15 protein-coding genes are annotated in these 15806 nt (G+C 32.5%); 6 read left to right on the plus strand and 9 right to left on the minus strand.

Translation table 11 applies throughout. The annotated features are described in order from the left end of the window. Nucleotides 1–110: 110 nt before the first annotated feature. The 8 genes from sucD to P2W75_RS08725 form a co-directional block, all read right to left on the minus strand. Nucleotides 111–983 (minus strand): succinate--CoA ligase subunit alpha, encoded by an 873-nt coding sequence (gene sucD / locus P2W75_RS08690; protein ID WP_091497690.1) that lies wholly within the window; start codon nucleotides 981–983, stop codon nucleotides 111–113. A gap of 86 nt (nucleotides 984–1069) precedes the next feature. Then, complete coding sequence (locus tag P2W75_RS08695; protein WP_276380053.1) at nucleotides 1070–1432, minus strand: nuclear transport factor 2 family protein; 363 nt, start codon at nucleotides 1430–1432, stop codon at nucleotides 1070–1072. 1 nt (nucleotide 1433) lies between these two features. Continuing rightward, complete coding sequence (locus P2W75_RS08700; protein WP_207296331.1) at nucleotides 1434–2363, minus strand: UDP-3-O-(3-hydroxymyristoyl)glucosamine N-acyltransferase; 930 nt, start codon at nucleotides 2361–2363, stop codon at nucleotides 1434–1436. A gap of 120 nt (nucleotides 2364–2483) precedes the next feature. After that, nucleotides 2484–3050 (minus strand): elongation factor P, encoded by a 567-nt coding sequence (gene efp, locus P2W75_RS08705; RefSeq protein ID WP_207296332.1) that lies wholly within the window; start codon nucleotides 3048–3050, stop codon nucleotides 2484–2486. A gap of 134 nt (nucleotides 3051–3184) precedes the next feature. Continuing rightward, nucleotides 3185–3970 carry an acyl-ACP--UDP-N-acetylglucosamine O-acyltransferase gene (gene lpxA / locus P2W75_RS08710; protein WP_207296333.1) on the minus strand — a complete coding sequence of 262 codons (786 nt, stop codon included), beginning with the start codon at nucleotides 3968–3970 and terminating at the stop codon, nucleotides 3185–3187. Between the two features lie 70 nt (nucleotides 3971–4040). Next, a complete protein-coding gene (locus P2W75_RS08715) occupies nucleotides 4041–5429 on the minus strand; it encodes a bifunctional UDP-3-O-[3-hydroxymyristoyl] N-acetylglucosamine deacetylase/3-hydroxyacyl-ACP dehydratase (protein ID WP_207296334.1) in 1389 nt (462 codons plus the stop codon). After that, nucleotides 5422–6465, minus strand: coding sequence for a UDP-3-O-(3-hydroxymyristoyl)glucosamine N-acyltransferase (lpxD, locus tag P2W75_RS08720; RefSeq protein WP_207296335.1), 1044 nt, complete (start codon nucleotides 6463–6465; stop codon nucleotides 5422–5424). The genes P2W75_RS08715 and lpxD overlap by 8 nt, the downstream gene beginning before the upstream one ends. A 39-nt stretch (nucleotides 6466–6504) precedes the next feature. Next, nucleotides 6505–7734 (minus strand): HD domain-containing protein, encoded by a 1230-nt coding sequence (locus P2W75_RS08725; protein WP_276380056.1) that lies wholly within the window; start codon nucleotides 7732–7734, stop codon nucleotides 6505–6507. Between the two features lie 221 nt (nucleotides 7735–7955). Between P2W75_RS08725 and P2W75_RS08730 the strand changes: the two genes are divergently transcribed. The 5 genes from P2W75_RS08730 (at nucleotide 7956) to P2W75_RS08750 (ending at nucleotide 12519) form a co-directional block, all read left to right on the plus strand. After that, nucleotides 7956–9509: a bifunctional response regulator/alkaline phosphatase family protein gene (locus tag P2W75_RS08730; protein ID WP_207296337.1), complete on the plus strand. Its 1554-nt coding sequence runs from the start codon at nucleotides 7956–7958 to the stop codon at nucleotides 9507–9509. An 88-nt stretch (nucleotides 9510–9597) separates the two neighbouring features. Beyond that, the gene (gene tsaE, locus P2W75_RS08735; protein ID WP_276380057.1) at nucleotides 9598–10005 is read left to right on the plus strand and encodes a tRNA (adenosine(37)-N6)-threonylcarbamoyltransferase complex ATPase subunit type 1 TsaE; all 408 of its coding nucleotides are present in this window, start codon (nucleotides 9598–9600) and stop codon (nucleotides 10003–10005) included. A gap of 12 nt (nucleotides 10006–10017) precedes the next feature. Then, entirely contained in the window at nucleotides 10018–10785 is a 768-nt protein-coding gene (locus tag P2W75_RS08740) for a DUF4262 domain-containing protein (RefSeq protein ID WP_276380059.1), read from the plus strand. A 120-nt stretch (nucleotides 10786–10905) separates the two neighbouring features. Continuing rightward, a complete protein-coding gene (locus tag P2W75_RS08745; protein WP_207296340.1) occupies nucleotides 10906–12105 on the plus strand; it encodes an alanine dehydrogenase in 1200 nt (399 codons plus the stop codon). A gap of 36 nt (nucleotides 12106–12141) precedes the next feature. Continuing rightward, nucleotides 12142–12519: a DUF4258 domain-containing protein gene (locus tag P2W75_RS08750; RefSeq protein ID WP_207296341.1), complete on the plus strand. Its 378-nt coding sequence runs from the start codon at nucleotides 12142–12144 to the stop codon at nucleotides 12517–12519. A gap of 140 nt (nucleotides 12520–12659) precedes the next feature. On the opposite strand, the gene P2W75_RS08755 is transcribed toward P2W75_RS08750, so the two are convergent. Continuing rightward, nucleotides 12660–13325 carry a uracil-DNA glycosylase gene (locus P2W75_RS08755; protein WP_276380060.1) on the minus strand — a complete coding sequence of 222 codons (666 nt, stop codon included), beginning with the start codon at nucleotides 13323–13325 and terminating at the stop codon, nucleotides 12660–12662. 132 nt (nucleotides 13326–13457) lie between these two features. Between P2W75_RS08755 and P2W75_RS08760 the strand changes: the two genes are divergently transcribed. After that, nucleotides 13458–15623: a DNA mismatch repair protein MutS gene (locus tag P2W75_RS08760; RefSeq protein ID WP_207296343.1), complete on the plus strand. Its 2166-nt coding sequence runs from the start codon at nucleotides 13458–13460 to the stop codon at nucleotides 15621–15623. Nucleotides 15624–15806: the final 183 nt, after the last annotated feature.

Consider the following 15806-nt stretch of genomic DNA (forward strand, 5'->3'; position numbering starts at 1 on the left):
GGTTCTAAGATGCTAAGATTTTTTTATTTACGCCTCAGCCTTTAAAATGTAAAAAAGTCTCAACAAATATTGAGACTTTTTTTGGAATTTGTTATTTCGAAACTTGAAGATTATCCAAGTACTTCTTTTACTTTTTTACCAATTTCAGCTGGTGAATCAACAACGTGAATTCCGTTGTCTCTCATAATTTGTTTTTTAGCAGCAGCAGTATCATCAGAACCTCCAACGATAGCACCAGCGTGCCCCATTGTTCTACCAGCAGGAGCAGTTTCTCCAGCGATAAAACCAATAACTGGTTTACGGTTACCATCAGCTTTTACCCATCTAGCAGCATCAGCTTCTAATTGACCTCCAATTTCACCAATCATAATGATTGCTTCAGTTTCTGGATCGTTCATTAATAATTCAACAGCTTCTTTGGTTGTAGTTCCAATGATTGGATCTCCACCAATTCCGATAGCTGTAGTGATTCCTAATCCTTGTTTTACAACTTGATCAGCAGCTTCGTAAGTTAAAGTTCCTGATTTAGAAACGATACCAACATTTCCTTTTTTGAAAACGAAACCTGGCATAATTCCAACTTTAGCCTCACCTGGAGTAATAACTCCTGGACAGTTAGGACCAATTAATCTAGAATTTCTTTCTTTAACATAATTATTTGCTTTAATCATGTCTGCAACAGGAATACCTTCTGTAATAGCGATAATTACTTTAATTCCTGCATCAGCAGCTTCCATAATTGCATCAGCAGCAAAAGCTGGCGGAACGAAAATGATAGAAGTATCAGCTCCAGCTTGGTCAACAGCATCTTTTACTGTATTAAAAACTGGACGGTCTAAATGGCTTGTGCCTCCTTTTCCTGGAGTAACACCACCAACAACGTTAGTACCATACTCGATCATTTGAGAAGCGTGGAAAGTTCCTTCGCTTCCTGTAAATCCCTGAACAATTATTTTGGAATCTTTATTAACTAAAACACTCATGATATATATTTTATGTAAGTTTTTAAATTGTGTTGCAAAAATAAGGTTTTGTAATGTATTTTGCCTCTTTTATTGTCAAAAAAATATTAAGAAAATTGACTCATCTGGTAGCCTCTATAAAGTTTGTCATCTTTTATCTGCCAGATTACTGCAAAATGAGCCAAGAGCATCTCCTCGCGAGGGTTCTCGATCGTTTTTACATAATGAGAATAACGTACTGAAACTAAATCTTCTTCAGCAATAATATGACTGATTCTAACTTTAGAACGTACATACGCCCTGCTCAATTCATTGGCCATTTCAAGTATCGAATTATAATCCAGCTGAATAAAACCTTTGCTGCTATTCCAGTCAATAATTATTTCAGGATGCAGATATGTTTTTAGCACTTCACTATCAATTAAGGCATCCGACTTATAAAATTTTTGAACAAATTCTTTAATAGACATATTACTTTAATTTACTTAGTATTTCAGGAATCTTTTTGATATTGGCTAATTGTTTTAACTTTTCTCTTGATTCTTCTATAGGAGTTCCAAAATAGGTTTTTCCTCCTTCTACCGATTTCGTAACTCCAGTTTGTCCCATCACAACAGCTTTTGTACCTATTGTAATACCACTAGTCGTTCCTACTTGTCCCCAAAGTGTCACTTCATCTTCAATGACCACACATCCGGCAATACCTGTTTGTGAGGCAATTAAACATTTTTTTCCAATAACCGTATCATGTCCAACATGCACTTGATTATCTAGTTTTGTTCCGGCTCCGATTTTTGTATCTCCAGTAACGCCTTTGTCGATTGTGCAAAGCGCACCAATACCAACATTATCTTCAATAACAACTCTTCCACCAGAAATTAGCTGATCGAAACCTTCAGGACGCTTTTTATAATAAAAAGCATCTGCACCTAAAATAGTTCCAGCATGAATAATTACGTTATCACCAATCACAGTGTGATCGTAAATAGAAACGTTTGAATGAATCAAACAGTTTTTTCCAATTTTAACGTGATTACCCACAAAGGTATTAGGCTGAATTACCGTTCCTTCACCGATTTCTGCAGTTGAAGCAATAGCCACATTTGCAAATTGAAAAGGTTTAAAATGTTTGGTTAAAGTATTAAAATCTCTGAAAGGATCATCAGAAATTAAAAGAGCTTTACCTTCTGGACAATCCACTTTTTTATTAATTAAAACTATGGTTGCAGCAGATTGTAAAGCTTTGTCGTAATATTTGGGATGATCCACAAAAACAATATCTCCTGGTTCAACAACATGAATTTCGTTCATGCCTAAAACCTGAAAGTCTTTGTCACCAATAAATTCGCAGTTAAGCAAATTTGCAATTTCTTCTAAAGAGTGAACTTTTGGAAATTTCATACTATATAATTAGAAAATGTGCCAAATTAGAAATGAGTCAATTAGAATATGAATATACAAAATTATGTCGATTCACAAATTATCTAATTGACTCATTGTCAAATTATCTCAATTAAAAAACTACTCTTTTACACGCTCCATGTAAGAACCTGTAGCAGTATCAATTTTAATTTTGTCTCCTTCGTTGATAAATAACGGCACGTTTACAGATGCACCTGTCTCAACAGTAGCATTTTTTGTAGCGTTTGTAGCTGTGTTTCCTTTTACTCCCGGCTCAGCGTAAGTAACTTCTAGAATTACAGATGCAGGCATATCTACAGATAAAGGTAAATCAGTTTCAGTATTAATTTGAACCATTACATTTGTTCCTTCTTTTAATAAATCTGGAGCATCTAAGATGTTTTTGTTTAAAGAAATCTGCTCAAATGTTTCTGCATTCATAAAGTGAAATTCGTCACCTTCTGGATATAAAAACTGGAATGTATGTGTTTCAACACGAATAACATCAATTTTGTGTCCTGCAGAAAAAGTATTATCCAATACTTTACCTGAAGTTAAACTTTTTAGTTTAGTTCTTACGAAAGCTGGACCTTTTCCAGGCTTTACGTGAAGAAATTCAATGATTTTATAGATATCGTGATTAAATTTAATACACAATCCGTTTCTAATATCTGATGTAGATGCCATTTTGTTTTTATTTTAGATTTTCGTGTGTAGATTTATTCTTAAAATAGAATCAATCTTCTTTTTTTATTTAATAATTTATTATAATCTTTTCAAAGTTCAGAAATCTAAAATCAGAAATCTAAACTCTAAAATAATTAATAGTTCCCTGAGTAACCTTTCATAATTCCTCGAGACGAATTTCTAATAAAATCAAGAATTTCATCTCTCTCAGGAGTAGCTTCCATTTCAGCTTCAATAATACTTAAAGCTTGTGTTGTATTGTAATTCTTTTGATATAAAATTCTGTAAATTTCCTGAATTTCTCTAATTTTTTCAGTAGTAAATCCTCTTCTTCTTAAACCAACAGAGTTAATACCAACGTATGATAAAGGTTCTTTTGCAGCTTTTGTATACGGCGGAACATCTTTTCTTACCAAAGATCCTCCTGAAATCATAGCATGATCTCCAATATGTATAAACTGGTGAATTGCCGCTAAACCACCAATAACAGCATGATTACCAACAACTACGTGGCCTGCTAATGCAACACCATTTACAATAATCGCATTGTTACCAATTTCGCAATCGTGTGCAATGTGCGCATAAGCCATAACTAAACAATTATTTCCAAGAACAGTTTGTCCAGAAGCAATTGTCCCTCTATTAATCGTAACACATTCTCTAATTGTACAGTTATCACCAATAATTGCCAAAGAATCTTCACCACCAAATTTTAAATCCTGTGGTACTGCAGAAATTACCGCGCCTGGAAAGATATTACAATTTTTTCCAATTCGGGCTCCTTCCATAATGGTAACATTCGAACCAATCCAAGTACCATCACCAATAACAACATTATTGTGAATTGTTGTAAAAGGTTCAATTACAACGTTTTTAGCGATTTTCGCGCCAGGATGAACATATGCTAATGGTTGATTCATCTATGTTTTATATTTTGAATTAAAATAATCTAATTTGAAGGCCACAAACCTAAACAATAAATTTGATTAATTATTGCTTTCTTGCAATTTGTGCCATTAATTCTGCCTCAGTAACTAATTTACCATTTGCATATGCATTCGCCTGCATGTGGCAGATTCCTCTTCTGATAGGAGAAATCAATTCGCATTTAAAAATTAGTGTATCACCTGGCAATACTTTGTGTTTGAATTTAACATTATCAATTTTCATGAAATAAGTTAAATAATTTTCCGGATCAGGAACAGTACTTAAAACTAAAATTCCTCCTGTTTGTGCCATTGCTTCAACAATTAAAACTCCTGGCATAACTGGTGCTTCCGGAAAGTGTCCTACGAAGAAATTTTCATTCATAGTAACATTTTTCAAACCAACAACATGACGATCAGACATTTCAATAATCCTGTCAATCAACAAAAATGGAGGTCTGTGAGGCAGCATTGACATGATTTTATGAATATCCATCAATGGCTCTTGATTTAAATCATAAGTTGGAACGTGGTTTCTCTGCTCAATTTTAATAATTTTTGCCAGCTTTTTAGCAAATTGAGTATTTACAAAGTGACCTGGTTTATTTGCTATGATTTTTCCCTGAATACGAACTCCAATAAGCGATAAATCTCCAATAACATCAAGTAATTTATGTCTTGCTGCTTCGTTTGGATAATGTAATGTAAGATTATCTAAAACGCCGTTTGGTTTTACAGAAATTTCATCTTTACCAAAAGCTTTCTTTAAGTTTTCCATTGTAGATTCAGAAATCTCTTTATCTACATATACAATTGCATTGTTTAAATCACCACCTTTAATAAGACCATGCTCTAATAATGATTCTAACTCATGCAAGAAGCTAAAAGTTCTAGAGCTTGCGATTTCTTGTTTAAAATCAGCTAAACTTTTAAGTGTAGCATTTTGAGTACCTAATACTTTTGTACCAAAATCTACCATTGTAGTCACTTGGTATTCATCGCTTGGCATTACAAGAATTTCACTTCCCGTTGCTTCATCAGTAAATGAAATCACTTCTTTTACTACATAAACATTACGGCTTGCTTCCTGCTCTTCAATACCTGCTTTTTCAATTGCTTCAACAAAATATTTTGACGAACCATCCATAATAGGAAGTTCTGAGGCATTCAATTCAATAATAATATTATCCAAATCGCAACCAACTACTGCTGCTAAAACATGCTCAGGAGTTTGAATTTTTACGCCTAATTTTTCTAAATTAGTACCTCTCTGTGTGTTAACAACGTAATTAGCATCAGCCTCAATGACTGGCTGACCTTGCAAATCTACTCTTACAAAAGTGAAACCATTATTAATTGGAGCTGGTTTAAAAGTCATTGTAACTTCTTTTCCAGTATGCAATCCAACTCCTGTTAGTGAAATTTCATTTTTGATGGTCTTCTGTTTAACCATTATTTCCATTTTTTGGGTTTATTATTTGTTTTTTTAATTCTTCAACTTGAGCCACGATTTTAGGCAGATTCTTAAAATGAACATACGATTTATTAAAATCGGTATATCCAAGTGATGGAGTTCCTTGTAAAACTTCATCATCTTTAATATTTCTCGCTACTCCTGACTGTGCCTGAAGTCTCACATTGTTTCCTATTACTAAGTGACCTGCAATACCTACCTGTCCGCCAATCATACAATTTTCGCCAATTTTGGTAGAACCCGCAACCCCGCTTTGAGCAGCAATTACAGTATTTTTACCAATTTCCACATTATGAGCTATCATAATTTGATTGTCAAGCTTTACCCCTTTTCTAATGATTGTAGAACCAAGAGTTGCTCTGTCAATTGTAGTATTAGCGCCAACATCTACATTATCTTCAATAATAACATTTCCAATTTGAGGCACTTTGCTATATTCTCCATTTTCATTTGGAGCAAAACCAAAACCATCAGCACCAATAATAACACCCGAATGAATGGTACAATTATTACCAATTACAGTTTCTGAATAAATTTTAGCACCGGCAAAAATAAACACATTGTCTCCAATTGTTACATTATCTCCAATAAAACTGTTGGGATAAATTTTTACATTATCACCTAAAACAACATTCTGCCCAATATAGCTGAAGCTTCCCAAATACAGATTTTCTCCATATTTAGTTCCTTCAGACATAAATGAATGAGGTTCAATACCAGTTTTGTTTAATTTTACCTGATTATAAAAATGTAAAAGTTTAGAAAACGCTGCATAAGCATCTTCTACCTTTATTAAAGTAGTAGTAATTTCCTGTTCTGGCACAAAGCTGTCGTTAACAATAGTAACAGTTGCTTTTGTACTATATATGTAATTGATATATTTGGGATTAGCCAAAAAAGTAAGTGAACCCTCGTCACCCTCCTCTATTTTAGAAAGTTTAGAAACTTCTGCATTGGGATTCCCAACAACTTCTCCTTCTAAAATTCCTGCTATTTGTTCTGCTGTAAATTTCATCGCGACAAAAATATAAAAAATAGATTTTAAATGTTAATTTTAGATAAGTTGTTTTGGAAAACAGATATAATATTTTGTCACTAATTTAGATAACGATTTCAAATTCAATTGATCAGAAGCTTCAACAACATCTTCAATTGTCTTATCTTTTTTCAAAATTCGTATCGGTTCAGCTTCTTTACTATAGGCCTGATTCTTTATTTTACCTCTAAAAATGAAATATCCCGCATCAACTGCCGAAATATTGTGTGCCTCCGCAAACTCTTCTTTTAAAGACTGCGATTCTTCCATCGGAATTTTATCTGCACTTAATTTAATCTTTAGCAAATCTCTGTTTATAATCATTTTACTCAAAGTTGAAAGAATAAAATCACTATGTTTCTGCCATGATTTTAAAGCGCTAATAATATCAAAATCATCTAATTGAGAAAATAAATCCAGTTTTTCGGTATCGAAATCTTCCAGTGTGATTTTGTTCTGCATAAAATACATAAGCGGTTCACTGCAAGGAAGTTTAATTCCCTTTAAAGTCAGCTCTTTTGCTCTTTTTAAAAGTTTCATCAAAATTAATTCGGCTACTAAACTAGTTTTATGCAGATATGCCTGCCAGTACATTAATCTTCTTGAAAGCAGAAATTTTTCGACAGAGTAAATTCCCTTTTCTTCTATAACCAAAACATCATCTACGACATTCATCATTTGAATTAATCGGCCAGAATTGACGTTTCCTTCTGCAACTCCGGTATAAAAACTATCTCTTTTAAGATAATCCATACGATCCATATCCAATTGGCTTGAAATCAATTGCAGCATGAATTTTCTATGATATTCCCCCTTAAAAACCTGAATAGCAAGACTTAATCTTCCTTCAAATTCTTCATTCAGCTTGTTCATAAATAACAAAGATATAGCTTCATGATTGACATCTTCTACAATACTTTTTTCCATGGCATGAGAAAATGGTCCGTGGCCAATATCATGAAGTAAAATGGCGATGTACAAAGCACATTCTTCTTCACTGGAAATAGCAACCCCTTTAAAACGAAGCGTTTCAACAGCCTTCTGCATTAAATGCATACAGCCTAAAGCGTGATGAAAACGTGTATGATTGGCCCCAGGATAAACCAAATACGATAATCCCATTTGTGATATACGGCGTAAACGTTGAAAATACGGATGCTGGATTAAATCGTAAATAAGTTCATTTGGGATAGAGATAAACCCGTAGATTGGGTCATTGAATATTTTTAACTTGTTAATATGAGTCACTAGATGGTTATTTTTGGTCAACAAATATAAGTAAATAACTATAAACAGATTTCAGTTTTTAACTTAAATAATCGATATTTACAATACGTAATTTCTTAATTCAGAAAAACTCACCCAAAAAAGATCTTAAAATAATTTTCACTTTAACATTTCTAATTTTATACTATTTTTAATACTTTTTAAGTTCTATAGCTTTAAATTGCATTAAAATAAATTTGTTTATGGATAAAATTAAAATACTTTGGGTCGATGATGAAATCGATCTTTTAAAGCCTCATATATTATTTCTGGAGAAAAAAAATTACTCTGTAACTACTTGTAATAACGGACTTGACGCTATTGCATTGTTTGAAGAAGACAATTTTGATATTGTTTTTCTTGATGAAAATATGCCGGGAATGAGCGGCTTGGAAACACTTTCGGAAATGAAAGAAAAAAAATCATCTATCCCGATGATTATGATTACCAAAAGTGAGGAAGAATACATAATGGAAGAAGCGATTGGTTCTAAAATCGCCGATTATTTAATAAAACCTGTTAATCCCAACCAAATTCTTTTGAGTTTGAAGAAAAACTTAGACGATTCAAGGTTAATTTCGGAAAAAACTACCTTAGATTATCAAAAAGAATTCAGAAAAATTTCAATGGAATTAGCTATGGTTAATTCATATGAGGACTGGGTTGAATTGTACAAAAAACTACTTTTCTGGGAGCTGAAACTTGAAAATATAAACGATCAGGCAATGATCGAAATTCTTGAATCACAAAAAGTGGAAGCCAATTCGCAATTTGGAAAATTTATCGAAAGAAATTACGAAGACTGGTTTGCTCCAAAAGCCGACAAACCTATTCAGTCCAATACTCTTTTTAAAGAATTAGTAGTTCCAGAAATCAAAAAGAAAGACAAACCTATTTTATTTGTCGTTATTGACAACCTTCGCTATGACCAGTGGAAATCTTTTGAAACTGTTGTCTCTAATTATTACAAACTCGAAAAAGAAGTCCCATACTTCTCTATTCTTCCAACGGCAACACAATATGCCAGAAACTCCATTTTCTCAGGTTTGATGCCATTGGAAATGGAAAAACAACATCCTGAATATTGGAAAAATGATGTTGAAGATGGCGGTAAAAACCTTTATGAAGCCGAATTTTTAACTGCACAATTAAAACGTCTTGGACTAAACATTAAACAAGATTATTTCAAAATCACCAATTATGCAGGAGGAAAAAAACTGGCAGAAAACTTCAAAGCTTTAAAAGGCAATGATTTAGTAACGGTTGTTTATAATTTTGTGGATATGCTTTCGCATGCCAAAACAGAAATGGAAGTGGTAAAAGAATTAGCTTCTGATGACAAAGCCTATCGTTCGTTAACATTGAGCTGGTTTAAAAATTCACCTTTATTAGAATTGATTCAGCAGGCACAGCTTTTAGGATTCAAATTAATACTAACTACAGATCACGGAACAATTAATGTAAAAAATCCGTCGAAAGTTGTGGGAGATAAAAATACAAGTTTAAATTTGCGTTATAAAACGGGACGTAGTTTAACCTACGAACAAAAGGACGTTTATGTGGTAAAAGAGCCTAAAACAATTGGCCTTCCAGCCATAAATATGAGCAGTTCGTTTATTTTTGCCAAAAATGATTTCTTTCTGGCTTATGTAAACAACTACAATCATTATGTAAGTTATTATAAAAACACCTATCAGCATGGTGGAATTTCATTAGAAGAAATGATTATTCCGTTTTTGGTGTTTAACCCTAAATAAAAAGTTTTCAGTCGCAGTTTTCAGTAATAGTTAAAACTGAAAACTGTCACTGTGACTGAGAACTAACTAAATAAATAAGTAATTAAAAATGAATACCGTTTTTTCATTAGATCAAATTCAAGAAGTTGCAGAACAGATTTTAGCTTCAAATCCTAAAAAAATCATTCTTTTTAAAGGAGAAATGGGAGTTGGAAAAACCACTTTAATCAAACAACTGTGCAAAACTTTAGGAGTTCAGGACGCCACCAGCAGTCCTACTTTTTCTCTAGTAAATGAATATCAAACTTCTAATAATCAAACGGTTTATCATTTTGATTTTTATCGATTAAACAAAGAAACAGAAGCACTTGATATGGGTGTTGATGATTATTTGTATTCTGGAAACTGGTGTTTTATAGAATGGTCTGAAAAAATAGCCAATCTGCTTCCTGCTGAATATTCAACAATCAATATCGAATTACTGGCTGATGGGAACCGAGAGTTAATACTAAATTGAATTTAATAATAAATGACCGCCGAAAACAAACATAATTGTGTTGATTCTGATACTTTGTTCAAAAAAACAAGAAATAATATTGACAAGTATGGTCTTCAGATTATAGTAATTGAAGCAACGGACTATTTACCTTCATTTGCATACAGCATTGGTCTTTGGGAAAAATATAATCATCCTGAAATAATTTGTTTTGGATTATCTAATAATCTTCTTCATACTTTAATTAATGACGTTGCAGAAATGATTAAAGAAAATGAATCAATTATAACAGAAAAAAACTACTTGAATATTTTTAAAGACAGTAAAGCAGAATTCATAAATGTTCATCCCGATAATATAGCTGATTATTTTGGAATTGCGATAAACTTCTATAAAAGTGACGATTTTCCTGCTTTACAACTAATATGGACAGATCGAAATGATAATTTCCCGTGGGAAGAAAATTTTGAAGAAGAATTTCTCTATAAACAACCTTTACTTGATAGAAATAGCGATTTCAAATTTAGAGAACCAAAAAACCTTACTGCCTTTACCACAAAGCAATGGATGCAAGGAAAGCCAATTATTGAAGTTTTTCATGAGTATGATGGAGACTGGCAGTTTTTAACTGATGACGAACCATCAGCAGAAAACATAATCATTGTAGCGCTTGAACAATTAATACTTAAAGACAAGACTTTAAATCAGATTTTTGATCTCGAATATGGAGAAGAAGCTTCACGAAAATTTATTGGAGATAAATGGATTAGGCGCGAAACACAAGAAACTGAAACAGAATAAAAACTGACCTTAAAAAATGAAAAAAAAACTTAACTTACAGCGTTAGAGTATTAGCAGAATTTTTGCATTAATTTTAAATCTTTTTGCGTAATTTGTACCCTTTAATTTTTTGCACAATCCATGTCAATTACTTTAACTCCGTTTACAAAACAACAATTAATTCCACAGGAAGAAAAACTTGAGATTGGTCGATTTAAAAGTGAGCTTTTTATAGGAATTCCCAAAGAAACAAGTTATCAGGAACGTCGTATCTGTTTAACTCCCGATGCCGTTAATTCGCTTACTTATGAAGGACACCGAGTAATGATTGAATCTGGAGCTGGAGAAAGTTCGAGTTATACTGACAAAGAATATGCAGATGCTGGTGCAGAAATTACAAAAGATACCAAAAGAGTTTTTGGTTGTCCGATTCTTTTAAAAGTAGAACCGCCAACATTAGCTGAAATCGAAATGATAAATCCCGAAACAACTATTATTTCAGCGATTCAGCTTAAAACAAAAAAGAAAGAATATTTTGAAGCTTTAGCCAAAAAGAAAATTACGGCATTAGCTTTTGAATATATTAAAGATGAAGACGGATCTTATCCTGCTGTAAAATCTTTAAGTGAAATTGCTGGAACGGCATCAATACTCATCGCGTCTGAATTAATGATTACAGATGAGTTTGGAAAAGGACTTTTATTCGGAAATATTACTGGAGTTCCTCCTACTGAAGTTGTTATTTTAGGCGCCGGAACTGTTGGAGAATTTGCTGCAAAGACCGCACTTGGATTAGGCGCAAATGTTAAGGTTTTCGATAATTCAATCACGAAACTTCGCCGTTTACAAAACAATTTAAATCAACGTATTTTTACTTCTACTATTCAGCAAAAAGGTTTATTAAAAGCATTAAGACGCTGTGATGTTGCCATTGGTGCGATGCGCGGAAAAGACCGCTGTCCGATTGTAGTAACAGAAACTATGGTTGAACATATGAAAAAAGGCGCTGTAATTGTTGATGTAAGTATTGATATGGGCGGCTGTTTTGAAACCTCAGAAGTAACAACTCATGAAAAACCAACCTTCATAAAAAGCAACGTTTTGCATTATTGTGTACCCAACATACCTTCACGTTATTCTAAAACTGCCTCATTATCAATAAGTAACATTTTAACTCCTTATCTGCATCAGATAGCCGAAGATGGTGGTTTAGAAAGTGCGATTAGATGTAATAAAGGTCTTAAAAATGGAATTTACCTATATCATGGAATATTGACAAACAAAGCTATCGGCGACTGGTTTGACTTACCAGATAACGATATTAATTTACTTGTATTCTAAAGGAACTTTAATGTACCTTTGCCAAAAAATTATTTCATGAAATTTGTACATCGTTTTGCATATTATTTAATTGGTTTAGTTATGGGATGCTTTTTTGTAGCCCTTGTTTTTAGTGGTAAAGACACTCGCTGCAACTATTTTCCAAATGCTAGAGTTTTAAATAATATTAAAACAAAATCTTCTTTTGAATATTCAGATCAGGCAAAAAAAGCATTAAGCGAAAACTGGATCAATAAAAATGACATCATAAACACACTGACTTATGGCGATGTTGATTTTGATCAAAGTAATGTTCCTTATAAAAAAGGGAAGTTATATGTGATTGAAGGAAAAACAGTTAAAAATCAGGAAATTATTCTAAAAATAATCAACTACGAAAACAAAGCAATTTTAGAAGAAATTATCAAAAAATAATTTTACTTAATTCTATACTCTGTGTTGAAGAAAACCTGAGACTTCTAGAAAACTGTACTGTTGACTCAAGTATTTTTACAATAGCAGATGGTAAATTTGAGGTTCTAGATTATTAGAATAAAATAGAACCTTCTTTTATATTACCATTCAATCTGCGGCAAACCTTTTGATTTTAAAAAATCATTGGCGAGACTAAAATGTTTATTCCCAAACCAAAAACCTCGATTAGCACTTAAAGGCGAAGGATGTCCTGATTTTAAAATATGATGTTTTGAAGCGTCAATCAAAGCCGCTTTCTTTTGAGCAAAACCTCCCCAAAGTAAGAAAACAACATTTTCTTTTTCGGCAGAAATTTGTTTAATAACAGCGTCAGTAAATTTTTCCCAACCTTTTCCTTGATGGCTTCCAGCTTCAGATTGTCTAACAGTTAAAGTAGCATTTAAAAGAAAAACACCTTGATCCGCCCAGCGTTCCAAGTTTCCTGTTTTTGGCATTGTTTTTCCTAAGTCCGTTTCAATTTCTTTAAAAATATTATATAAAGAAGGAGGAAATGGAATTCCGTCGTTTACAGAAAAACACAAACCATTTGCTTGATTGGGTCCGTGATAAGGATCTTGTCCAATAATAACAACTTTTACATCATCAAAATGACAATGATCAAAAGCAGAAAAAATCTGATTCCCCTTTGGATAACAAACTTTAGTGGTATATTCAGATTTCACAAATGAAATCAATTCGCTGAAATATGGTTTTTGAAATTCTTCATTTAAAACTGGTTTCCATGAAGAATGCATTTTTACGTCCATAATATTTTTTTAGCGAATATCAGCAATTATTAGTTAAAATCATATTTACTCACAATAAAATTTAGACACGAACTAGTAGAATTCAATCATTATGTTTTTGTACTTTTGCGTGTACTTTCTTAAAGAAATTAAATGATTAGTATTACCGAAAAAACATTACAAGACTTACAATTTCCAACTGTACTCGAAACCATTTCAGATGGTTGTAACACTGACATTGGAAAAGAAAAAGCTTTACAAATAAAACCTTTTAGAGATAAAGAAGAATTAATGCAGGCTTTGATGCAGACATCAGAGTATGTATCTTCTTTTCAAAATAATAACGCAATTCCAAATCATGGATTTGACGCGATCACGCACGAAATTAAATTTTTAGCTATTGAAGATAGTTTTCTTGAAGTAGGAAGCTTTAGAAAAATTGCAAACCTTTCTGCAACAACAAATGTCTTATTAAATTTCCTGAAAAAGTTTGATGATTATTATCCAAACATAAACGCAAGAGCTTCTCGTGTAGAATTAACAAAAGATATTATCACAGCAATTGATGCGATTGTAGATAAATATGGAGAAATAAAAGACAATGCCTCTCCTGCTCTTTCTGGAATTCGACAAAATATGAACCTAGTTCGCGGTAAAGTAAACCAAAGTTTTGGCGTGGCTTTAACGCAATACAATGGCTTAGGATATTTGGACGATATTAAAGAAAGTTTTGTACAGAACCGTAGGGTTTTAGCGGTTTTAGCCATGTATCGCCGTAAGGTAAAAGGCTCTATTTTAGGAAGTTCGAAAACTGGAAGCATTGCCTATATAGAACCTGAAGCTACTTTAAAATATTCAAGAGAATTAGCCAATTTAGAATACGAAGAAAAAGAAGAAATTACGAGAATTTTAAAAAATTTATCTAATGTAATTCGTCCTTACCTTCCTTTATTAATTGAATATCAAGATTTTTTAAGTGATATTGATGTAGTTGCTGGAAAAGCAAAATATGCAAATCGAATTAATGGTCTTTTGCCAACTATTACTGAAGAAAGAAGATTATTTTTTAGAGAAGCGTATCACCCAATTTTGTATTTGAACAACAAACAAAAACAAGAAGTTACGCATCCGCAGACCATTGAGCTGAAACAAGAAAATAGAATTATTGTCATTTCTGGACCAAATGCCGGAGGAAAAACCATTTCCTTAAAAACAGTTGGATTATTACAATTAATGCTGCAGTCAGGAATTTTGATCCCAGTTCATGAAAGAAGTGAGACTTTTTTGTTTGATAGAATCTTAACGGATATTGGAGACAATCAATCTATTGAAAATCATTTGAGTACATACAGCTACCGATTAAAAAACATGAATTACTTTTTAAAAAAATGTAATAGAAAAACCATGTTTTTAATTGATGAATTTGGTACAGGTTCTGATCCTGAATTAGGTGGAGCTTTGGCTGAAATTTTCTTAGAAGAATTCTATCACCGCGAGGCTTTTGGAATTATCACAACACATTATTCCAATTTAAAAATTCTGGCAAACGAATTACCATACGCAACAAATGCGAATATGATGTTCGACGAAAAGTCACTCGAACCAATGTACAAATTGGCTTTAGGTCAGGCCGGAAGTTCGTTTACTTTTGAAGTAGCTCAGAAAAATGGAATCCCGTTTGGATTGATCAATCGTGCCAAAAAGAAAATCGAAGTTGGAAAGGTTCGTTTTGATAAAACCATTGCAACGCTTCAAAAAGAAAGATCGAAACTGGAAAAAACTTCTTTAAATTTAAAAGAAGAAGAAACCAGAGCTCGGGAAGAAAGTAAAAAGATGGAAAACATCAATACTAGAATTCAGCAGAAGCTGGAAAGCTATCAAGAATTATACGACAGTAATCAGAAGATCATTTACATCGGACAAAAAATAGATGATATTGCTGAGAAATATTTCAACAATAAAAACAAGAAAGAACTTATTGGTGAATTTTTGAAAATTGTTGAGATTGAAAATTCGAAGCGTAAAAAAGCAACTCCAAAAGAAGTCAAAGCAAAAGTTGAAAAACAAAAGGAAATTATTGCTGAAGTTCAAGTAAAAGTCGAAGAAATTCGAAAAGAGAAAAAAGAGAAGAAACTAAAACCAGTTGTAGAAAAACCAAAACCAATTTTAAAAGTTGGTGACCGAGTAAGAATGCTTGACGGAAGATCTGTTGGAAGTATCGATTTGATCGAGAAAAATAAAGCAACAGTAAATTATGGCATTTTTACTTCGAAAGTTAGTTTAGACGAATTAGAATTAGTTGAAGCTGTTAAAAAGTAAAAGCTTTCATTCTCAATTATAGTTTTAGTCATAAAATTGAAGTAAAAAACGGCAAAATTCAAATAATCCGATTTAAGGACATATTTTGTTTTTCACAATAAAGAAGGTCGTAAATTTTTAAAAATCGCTTAAAATCGATTTATGAAAGCCAATTTCTATATGCAAAATTTATTGGTTTCATTT

Source organism: Flavobacterium sp. H4147 (assembly GCF_029360735.1).
Classification (GTDB): Bacteria; Bacteroidota; Bacteroidia; order Flavobacteriales; family Flavobacteriaceae; genus Flavobacterium; species Flavobacterium endoglycinae.

Bases quoted from the DNA above. Each gene is read 5' to 3' on its own strand.
- sucD (WP_091497690.1), bottom strand. From the start codon at position 983: ATGAGTGTTTTAGTTAATAAAGATTCCAAAATAATTGTTCAGGGATTT.
- P2W75_RS08695 (WP_276380053.1), bottom strand. From the start codon at position 1,432: ATGTCTATTAAAGAATTTGTTCAAAAATTTTATAAGTCGGATGCCTTA.
- P2W75_RS08700 (WP_207296331.1), bottom strand. From the start codon at position 2,363: ATGAAATTTCCAAAAGTTCACTCTTTAGAAGAAATTGCAAATTTGCTT.
- efp (WP_207296332.1), bottom strand. From the start codon at position 3,050: ATGGCATCTACATCAGATATTAGAAACGGATTGTGTATTAAATTTAAT.
- lpxA (WP_207296333.1), bottom strand. From the start codon at position 3,970: ATGAATCAACCATTAGCATATGTTCATCCTGGCGCGAAAATCGCTAAA.
- P2W75_RS08715 (WP_207296334.1), bottom strand. From the start codon at position 5,429: ATGGTTAAACAGAAGACCATCAAAAATGAAATTTCACTAACAGGAGTT.
- lpxD (WP_207296335.1), bottom strand. From the start codon at position 6,465: ATGAAATTTACAGCAGAACAAATAGCAGGAATTTTAGAAGGAGAAGTT.
- P2W75_RS08730 (WP_207296337.1), top strand. From the start codon at position 7,956: ATGGATAAAATTAAAATACTTTGGGTCGATGATGAAATCGATCTTTTA.
- tsaE (WP_276380057.1), top strand. From the start codon at position 9,598: ATGAATACCGTTTTTTCATTAGATCAAATTCAAGAAGTTGCAGAACAG.
- P2W75_RS08740 (WP_276380059.1), top strand. From the start codon at position 10,018: ATGACCGCCGAAAACAAACATAATTGTGTTGATTCTGATACTTTGTTC.
- P2W75_RS08745 (WP_207296340.1), top strand. From the start codon at position 10,906: ATGTCAATTACTTTAACTCCGTTTACAAAACAACAATTAATTCCACAG.
- P2W75_RS08750 (WP_207296341.1), top strand. From the start codon at position 12,142: ATGAAATTTGTACATCGTTTTGCATATTATTTAATTGGTTTAGTTATG.
- P2W75_RS08755 (WP_276380060.1), bottom strand. From the start codon at position 13,325: ATGGACGTAAAAATGCATTCTTCATGGAAACCAGTTTTAAATGAAGAA.
- P2W75_RS08760 (WP_207296343.1), top strand. From the start codon at position 13,458: ATGATTAGTATTACCGAAAAAACATTACAAGACTTACAATTTCCAACT.